Origin of the sequence: Thiemannella venezuelensis (genome assembly GCF_014203605.1) — a bacterium.
In the GTDB taxonomy this organism is placed as follows: Bacteria; Actinomycetota; Actinomycetes; order Streptosporangiales; family Streptosporangiaceae; genus Planomonospora_A; species Planomonospora_A venezuelensis.
On sequence record NZ_JACHJJ010000012.1, the window covers coordinates 233625 to 241688 of the forward strand.

Genomic DNA, 8064 nt, shown 5'->3' on the forward strand with positions numbered 1-8064 from the left:
TACGGCGGCCGCGGGGCCGCCGTACGGCGAGACGGGTCAGACCTCGACGATCACCGGGATGATCATCGGACGGCGGCGGTAGTTGTCGCTCACCCAGCGGCCCACGGTCCTGCGGACCACCCGGCGGATCTGCTGGATGTCCACCACCCCGTCGGCGGCGTTGTCCTGCAGGACCTTCTCCACCTGCGGGATGACCTCGTCGAAGCGGTCGGGGTCGATGCCCGAGCCGCGGGCGTGGATCTCCGGTCCCGCGGTCACCTCGCCGGTGGCGGTGTCGACCACGATGACGATGGAGATGAAGCCCTCCTCGCCCAGGATCCGCCGGTCCTTCAGCGCGAACTCGGTGACGTCGCCCACCGTGGAGCCGTCCACGTAGACGTAGCCGGCCTGGACCGCGCCCGCGATCCGCGCCCGGCCGTCGATCAGGTCGACCACGACGCCGTCCTCGGCGATCACGATGTGGTCGTCCGGCACCCCGGTCAGCGCGGCCAGCTTGGCGTGCGCCCGCAGATGCCGCCACTCGCCGTGCACCGGCATGAAGTTGGACGGCCGGGTCAGGTTGAGCACGTAGAGCAGCTCGCCCGCGGCGGCGTGCCCGGAGACGTGCACCTTGGCGTTGCCCTTGTGCACCACCCGGGCGCCCCACCGGGTCAGCCCGTTGATCACCTTGTTGACGGCCGTCTCGTTGCCCGGCACCAGCGAGGAGGCCAGCAGCACGGTGTCGCCCTCGGCGATCCGGATCGAGTGGTCGCGGTTGGCCATGCGCGACAGCGCGGCCATCGGCTCGCCCTGGGACCCGGTGCAGATCAGCACCACGTCCTCCGGCGGCCAGCCCTCGATCTCCTTGGCGTCGACGATCAGGCCCGGCGGGACCCGCAGGTAGCCGAGGTCGCGCGCCACGCCCATGTTGCGCACCATCGAGCGGCCGACGAGGGCGACCTTGCGCCCGTGCCGCTCGGCGGCGTCCATGACCTGCTGCACGCGGTGGATGTGCGAGGCGAAGCTCGCCACGATCACCCGCTTGGCCGAGGTCCGGACCACCTCGTCGATGACCGGCCCGATCTCCCGCTCGCTGGTGACGAAGCCCGGCACCTCGGCGTTGGTGGAGTCCGACATCAGCAGGTCGACGCCCTCGCGCCCCAGCCGGGCGAACCCGCCCAGGTCGGTCAGGCGCCCGTCGCTGGGCAGCTGGTCCATCCGGAAGTCGCCGGTGTGCAGCACGATCCCGGCCGGGGTGCGGATCGCCACGGCCAGCGCGTCGGGGATGGAGTGGTTGACCGCGAAGAACTCGCAGTCGAACGGCCCGAAGGCGTGCCGCTGCTCCTCCACGACCTCGACCTTGACCGGCTGGATGCGGTGCTCGGCCAGCTTGGCCTCGATCAGCGCCAGCGTCAGCCTCGATCCCACCACCGGGATGTCGCGGCGCTCGCGCAGGAGGTACGGCACCGCGCCGATGTGGTCCTCGTGGCCGTGGGTCAGGATGACCGCGTCGATGTCGTCCAGACGGTCCCTGATGTACTCGAAGTCGGGCAGGATCAGGTCCACGCCCGGCTGCTCGCTCTCGGGGAACAGCACGCCGCAGTCGACGATCAGCAGGCGCCCGCCGTACTCGAAGACCGCCATGTTGCGGCCGATCTCCCCGAGGCCGCCCAGTGCGACGATGCGCAGCGCGCCTTCGGCCAGGACCGGCGGCGGCCCGAGCTCGGGATGGGGGTGACTCATCCGGTCACACCTCTCTCACACGTGTCTGCGGACCCCCCGGACGGCAGGACTGCCCCCTCGCCGAGCACTCCGGACTCCAGCGGGTCCCTGTATCGGTGCTTCAAACCGCCGTTCCTCCCTCCCGCGGCCCTGTGCGCCGCGGTATCCGTTGTTCCCTCTCATGCCACACCTTCGCCGGACAGCTTCACGCCGCCCGCGACCAAGCTCGCACGCAGGTTCTCGACCTGCTGTTCGGTGGCCTCCACCAGCGGGAGGCGCACCGGGCCCGCGGACTGGCCCACCAGGGCCAGCGCCGCCTTGGCCATGATCGCGCCGCCGGCCTGCATCATGATCCCCGAGACCACGGGGAGGAGCCTGCGGTGGATCTCCAGCGCGCCCGCCACCTCGCCGGCGCGGTACAGCGACGTCATCTCCGCGAGGTCCGCTCCCACGACGTGGCCGACGACGCTCACGCACCCGGCGGCGCCCACCGACAACCACGGCAGGTTCAGCGTGTCGTCGCCCGAGTAGAAGGCCAGGTCGGTGGCGAGCATGACCTGCGAGCCGGCGAACAGGTCGGCCTTGGCGTCCTTCACCGCGACGACGCGCTCGTGCTGCGCCAGCCGGATGAGCGTCTCGGTCTGGATCGGCACGCCGCTGCGGCCCGGGATGTCGTAGAGCATGACCGGCAGCCCGGTGGCGTCGGCCACGGCGGTGAAGTGCCGGTAGAGCCCCTCCTGAGGGGGCTTGCTGTAGTAGGGCGTCACCACCAGCAGGCCGTGGGCCCCGGCGCGCTCGGCGGCGCGGGCCAGCTCGACGCTGTGGTGGGTGTCGTTGCTGCCCGCCCCGGCCACCACGGCGGCGCGGTCGCCGACCGCCTCCACGACGGCGCGCAGGATGCGCTCCTTCTCCCCGTCGGAGGTCGTCGGGGACTCGCCCGTGGTGCCGCTCACCACGAGGCCGTCATTTCGCTGCTCGTCCACCAGGTAGGTGGCCAGGCGCTGCACCGCCTCGTAGTCGACCGCACCGTCACCGGTGAAGGGCGTGACCATGGCGGTCAGCGTGCGGCCGAAGGGGGCGTCGGAGGTTGTCGTTGGCGCTGCCATAGACGGAACGGTACCCGGATCCGGCGGGACGGTGGACCCCGCCACCCCGCTCCGCGCCCCTTACCTCCCTCTTACGGCCTTTTCCCGGGGCTTCCCGGGGTACGGCCCGGCCTCCCGCGAGGGGGCCCGCGCCGCTCAGCCCCCGTACACCGACAGCCCCATGAGCGAGTACCCCCACCGGGTGCCCCTGCGCACGCCGTGCACCCGGATGTGCCGCGCGGCGGCGGACAGGCCCGCGATCTCGTCCACGCCCCCGTCCCCGCCGGTGACCTCGCGGAGCGAGGTCCACGAGACGCCGTCGGGGGAGCCCTCGATCCGGTAGCGGGAGCCGTACGCCCGCTCCCACTGGAGCACCACCCGGGCGACGTTCCGGACGGCGCCGAGATCGACCTGGATCCACTGCGGGTCGGCCCGCTTGACCGAGCCCCAGCGGGTGGCCGGGTCGCCGTCGACCGCCTTCTCCGGGCCGAGCTCCCCGGACTCGACGCCCGAGGCGGTGGCCGGGCGGCCCAGCGCCAGGTCCGGGCCGGTGGAGTCGGCCCGGTACCGCGCCTGGACCTGCCGGTCCGTCAGTGCCGCACCGGACATGGCGACCTCGTCCAGCGCGCCGCCGAACGGGCCCATCGACCACGCGGGCAGGCCGATCACCTCGGGCACGGTGCCGACCCGCCGCCCGTCCGCGTACAGGGTGGTGGCGCCCGGCGTCGCGACGAGGACGAGGTGGGTCCAGCGGCCCTGCGGGAGCCGGTATCCGAAGGAGAACTCCCGCGCGCCGGAGACGGCGACCTCGCCGCCGTCGACGACGATCGCCCGGCCGAACCCGCCGAGCAGCGTCCCGCGGGCGGGGTCGTCGATCCGCACCCACATGGAGACTGTCCACGGCGGGGGCGCGGAGGCCCCGCCGAGCGTGAACCTCCTGCCCTCGCCGAACGCCGCCGCCGTGCCGAGCCGGCCCGGCACGGGGAACGACGGCGCGCCGCCCGTCCCCGTCTCCGCGGTCGCGTGCACGCCGCCGGCGCCGTCGGCCGCGCTGACCAGCAGCCCCTGCCGCCACGCCGCCGGGGCGTGCGTGTCGCCCTCCGGCACGTGGACCTCGTCGAAGCCGTAGCGGTGCTCCGCCGCGCCCGCCCCGTCCCCCACGGCGGGAACGCCCGGCGCCCTCCCCGCCGCGCCGAGCCTGCCGGGGAAGCCCTCGGCGGACGAGTCCCGGTTCCACGCCCGCTCGGCGAACTCCGCGAGGGGACCCGCCAGCGCCGCCTCGGCCGCGCCCGGGTCGCCGAAGGGGGTCGTCTCGGCGAGCAGCGCCCGGCCGTACCCGCCGGTGCCGGAGTCCTGCCCCAGCAGGTCGCCGGTGTACCAGCCCTCGGCGGAGAGGGCGCCGACGACCTCGTGCCCGTCCGGACGGACGGACGCCCGGGACTCCGGCGCGGCCTCGTCCAGGATCACCGCTCCGCCCCCGAGCTCCGGGACCCGGTCCCGGACCGTGAGGACCGGCCTTTTGCCCAGGCTCTCGGCGTGGCCGATCAGCTCCCGCGCGCCCTCCAGCCACTCCGGCTCGTCGCAGGCGTCCACCCGGCCGAGGCCGATGAGCGGCGCGTCGAACCATCCCGCGAAGGTGTCGAGCACTCCGGCCAGCTCCCTCCTGACCCCGGCGTCGGCCAGGTCGGGCACGTGCCCGCCGGCGCAGCGGCGCACCGGGGTGAGTGCGGCGGTGCCGTCCAGCACGTCGAGCTCCGGGACCACGGCGACATGGTGCCGGGCCGCCACGGCCCGGACGGCGTCGACGTCCGCGCGGGTGTAGTGCCGGGCGGGGACGGCCGCGGCGACGCCCTCCCCGGGCAGCCGGAGGGCGGTGTCACCGGACAGGCGCAGGTAGAGCGTGTTCAGCTTCAGCCAGGACATCCGGCGGAGGAGTCCCTCGATCCGGGCGACGGGCCAGAACCCCCGCTGCACGTCGAGGACGACCATCCGGGTGCCCAGCGCCGGGCGGTCCTCCAGCGTGCCGCGCGGCGCCGTCCGGTCCCCTCCCAGCATCTGGAGCAGGGTGCGTCCGCCGTAGAAGAGGCCGGCCCGCTCCGAAGCCCTGATCTCGACGTGCCCGCCCACCTCCATGGCGTACTCCTCGGGGCCGCCGGCGCCGGACTCCATGACGAGGCGCACGTCGCCGGGCGCGGGTTCCGGGGCCGGTCCGGTGAGCACGGGGACGGCCAGGCCGGTCACCTCGCGCAGGTCCTCGCCGAGCGCGGTCGCGAGCTCGGCGGTCTCCGGGGCGGCGAGGATCCGCGACCCGGGGACGAGCCGGAACGATCCGTCCGCGCCGCTCCACCGCACGGGCGCGGGCACCGTGGCCGGGATCCCCTCCGTGCGGGCCCCGGCCGGGACGGCCGCCGCCGGGACGGCGACCAGCGCCGCGAGCACCAAAACCAAAGATCGCCCCAAATATCCACACACGAGGCGTAATGATATATATGTCCCTTTTTGGGGAGCGATCCGGGCCCGGGAACGTGAAAGAGGCCGCCGATATGTGCTCGGGGGTACACACATCGACGACCTCTACCGTTGAATCGGAGCCACGAGGGAACGTGTTACAGATCCTTTCGGAGATTTTTTCGCTTCCCCGGCCGGGGTGCGGATCCGTAAAGTTGGGACTCCAGCTTGGCGCCATCACCGTGCGTCTCCTGCCGGATACGACAGGATGGGCAACCCCGAGAACCCCCCTTGGATGGCTCACGTGGCAAGCTCAGATCCGGTCTACCTGCGCGTCGTCGCCGACATCCGCCGCCAGATCGTCGACGGCTCTCTGCTCCCCGGCGCCCCGATCCCCTCGCGTGCCCAGCTCACCCGCAAGTACGGCGTCGGCGAGACCGCCGCGCGCCACGCGCTGCGCGTGCTCGCCGCCGAAGGCCTGATCGTCGGCCGCGTCGGCTCCGGCCACTACGTCCGGGCCAAGCCCGTGCTCCTGCCCCTGTACCGCTGGCGCTCCCACGACCACGTCCCGCTCGGCACCGACCTGCAGGCGCAGGGCGCCCGCACCACCTGGGACTGGCGCGCCGAGCCCGCCGAGGCCACTCCGGACATCGCGCACCGCCTCCGCCTGGACGAGTCGGCCCCCGTCACCCGCACCCGCTACGTCTTCCGGGGCGACGGCAGGCCCGTCCAGCTCGCCACCTCGTACGAACCCGCCGAGTTCAGCGCCACCGAGGAGGCCCCGCGGCCCCTGGCCGGCCGGCTCTCCTCGCTCGGAGTGAAGATCACCGAAGTCGTGGAGGAGGTCTACGCCCGCGTGCCCCAGCCGGCCGAGAGCGACGTCCTCGCCCTGCCCGCCGGGGTCCACGTCCTGCACGTCGAGCGCACCCAGTGGGCCGGCGACCGGCCCGTCGAGACGAGCGACATCGTCATCCCGGGCGACCGCTTCCGCCTGGTCTACTCCCACCCGCTGCACCCTTGAGGCCCCGCACGGCGGACTCAGCGCGACGAGGCGCCCCGGCCCGGCCGGCAGGAGGCTCCCCGCGATCAGGACACCACGGAATGTCAGTGCCCGCTGGTAGAACCGATCCGGGTTTCCCAGCCGGAGGTGCCGATTGCGCGTCAAGGACATGCCCGCGACCGACCAGCCGCGCGAGCGGCTCCTCTCGGTCGGGGCCACGGCTCTCGCGGACCGGGAGCTGCTGGCGTTACTGCTCGGCTCGGGCGGCCGGGGCACCAACGCGGTCGAGCTCGCCTCCCACCTGATCGCCCACTGCGGCGACCTGCGCGGCCTGGCGCGCTCCGACGCGCACCGCCTGATGACCGTGCCGGGCATCGGCCCGGCCAAGGCGGCCCGGATCATCGCCGCCTTCCACCTCGTACGGCAGGCGCAGGCCGAGCCGGAGCGCCGCCGGGTCACCGGCTCGGGAGACCTGGCCGCCGTCGCCTCCCCGCTCCTGCGCGGCCTCGGCCATGAGCGGGTGGTCGCGGTGGTCTGCGACTCCGGCGGCGCGGTGGTCCGCCGGGCGGTCGTCAGCGAGGGCGGCAGCGACCACGCCCTCGCCCCGGTCCGGGAGATCATCACGACCGTCCTCACCTCCGGCGGCTCCTCCTTCGGCCTGGCTCACAACCATCCCAGCGGCTCCCTCGACCCCAGCCCCGCCGACCTCGACGTCACCGCCCGCCTCCGCCGGGCCGCCGAGACCGTCGGCCTGCGCTTCCTCGACCACCTGATCGTCACCGACACCGCCTGGCGCCGCATCCCCGACTGAGCTCCGCCTCCGGGCACGGGTCCCGGTCGCCGCCACCGCCCCGCCGGCGGCGGCGACCGGGAGTGGCCTCGCCCTCTCCCGCGAGGCCACGGCACTCCCCGACGGGCGACGGGCTGGAAACCCGCCAGGGAGCCTGAGCCCGGCGGACGGTGGGATGGGAGGAACGTCCGCCGGGGGTTCGACCGGTGGCCCCGCCCCCCTCCAACCCGTGCGCGGGGCCACCGCCCGTCCCTTCCGGAGAACTCAAGGCGCCCGGAAGGGACGGGAGTCTTCTGGTCCCGGCGGCGGAGGCCGTACGCCCCGCGCCGCCGGGCACGTCTATCTCCTGGTCAGCGGGCGCTTCCCATCAGGAGCCGGAGCCAGAGCTCCTGCGTCCGCTTCGCGACCGTCCAGGGCGACTCGTGCACGATCACCTCTCCCATCTGGCGGTGCGTCCGCCGGACGAACATCAGCCCGCCCGCCTGGCAGAGCTCGTAGAAGGTGGCCTTGCAGTCGCATGTGTGCTCCTTGATCCGGACCCGGTCGACCCTCGGCTGCTCCGGCCGCCAGTCGATCCGCTCGTGCGGCTCCTGCAACGCCCCGATGTGGTGGCTGTGATGCCTCTCCCCCGGCACCACGACCACCACTTCGGCCACCAACTCCACCCGAGCCACAACCTGACAATAGAGCAATCCATCTCTACTGGTCTAGTACACCTATGCATTGGTTAAGCGTATGTACCTTTTATGCCTCACGTACCTTTTGGTCTATCATTCGGCCATGCTTGACCGCGAAGGACCGATCCCGGTTTACAAACAGATCGCCGAGGAGATCCACGCACGGATCCAGTCAGGAGATCTGGGACCGGGCGAGGCCGTACCCAGCGAGGCAGAGCTGGAAATCCAGTACGACATCGCCCGGACGACCGCACGACGGGTGGCGAGAGGTGACTGTTCAGGTTCCGTCTTCGTGCATGGCCTGCGCATGACCCCGCCCGTGGGATGATCTCCGAGTGACTTCGACCGGGGGTGGGCGGCCGT

At 73.1% G+C, this 8064-nt stretch carries 7 protein-coding genes; 3 read left to right on the forward strand and 4 right to left on the reverse strand.

Going from position 1 to position 8064, the window contains the following annotated elements:
• Positions 1-36 precede the first annotated feature (36 nt).
• The 3 genes from FHS22_RS19375 to FHS22_RS19385 form a co-directional block, all read right to left on the reverse strand.
• Positions 37-1722 (reverse strand): ribonuclease J, encoded by a 1686-nt coding sequence (locus tag FHS22_RS19375; RefSeq protein WP_184943582.1) that lies wholly within the window; start codon positions 1720-1722, stop codon positions 37-39.
• 158 nt (positions 1723-1880) lie between these two features.
• A complete protein-coding gene (gene dapA, locus FHS22_RS19380; RefSeq protein WP_184943583.1) occupies positions 1881-2807 on the reverse strand; it encodes a 4-hydroxy-tetrahydrodipicolinate synthase in 927 nt (308 codons plus the stop codon).
• 135 nt (positions 2808-2942) lie between these two features.
• Complete coding sequence (locus FHS22_RS19385) at positions 2943-5225, reverse strand: discoidin domain-containing protein (RefSeq protein ID WP_338047826.1); 2283 nt, start codon at positions 5223-5225, stop codon at positions 2943-2945.
• Positions 5226-5529: 304 nt separating this feature from the next.
• Here FHS22_RS19385 and FHS22_RS19390 point away from each other — a divergent pair, with 304 nt between their 5' ends.
• Together FHS22_RS19390 and FHS22_RS19395 are read left to right on the forward strand one after the other, a co-directional pair.
• Positions 5530-6255 (forward strand): GntR family transcriptional regulator, encoded by a 726-nt coding sequence (locus FHS22_RS19390; RefSeq protein ID WP_221473817.1) that lies wholly within the window; start codon positions 5530-5532, stop codon positions 6253-6255.
• 133 nt (positions 6256-6388) lie between these two features.
• Positions 6389-7045 carry a JAB domain-containing protein gene (locus tag FHS22_RS19395; protein ID WP_184943588.1) on the forward strand — a complete coding sequence of 219 codons (657 nt, stop codon included), beginning with the start codon at positions 6389-6391 and terminating at the stop codon, positions 7043-7045.
• A 329-nt stretch (positions 7046-7374) separates the two neighbouring features.
• Here FHS22_RS19395 and FHS22_RS19400 read toward each other — a convergent pair whose 3' ends face one another.
• The gene (locus FHS22_RS19400) at positions 7375-7698 is read right to left on the reverse strand and encodes a hypothetical protein (RefSeq protein ID WP_338047825.1); all 324 of its coding nucleotides are present in this window, start codon (positions 7696-7698) and stop codon (positions 7375-7377) included.
• A gap of 106 nt (positions 7699-7804) precedes the next feature.
• Here FHS22_RS19400 and FHS22_RS19405 point away from each other — a divergent pair, with 106 nt between their 5' ends.
• Complete coding sequence (locus FHS22_RS19405) at positions 7805-8029, forward strand: GntR family transcriptional regulator (protein ID WP_184943590.1); 225 nt, start codon at positions 7805-7807, stop codon at positions 8027-8029.
• Positions 8030-8064 lie beyond the last annotated feature (35 nt).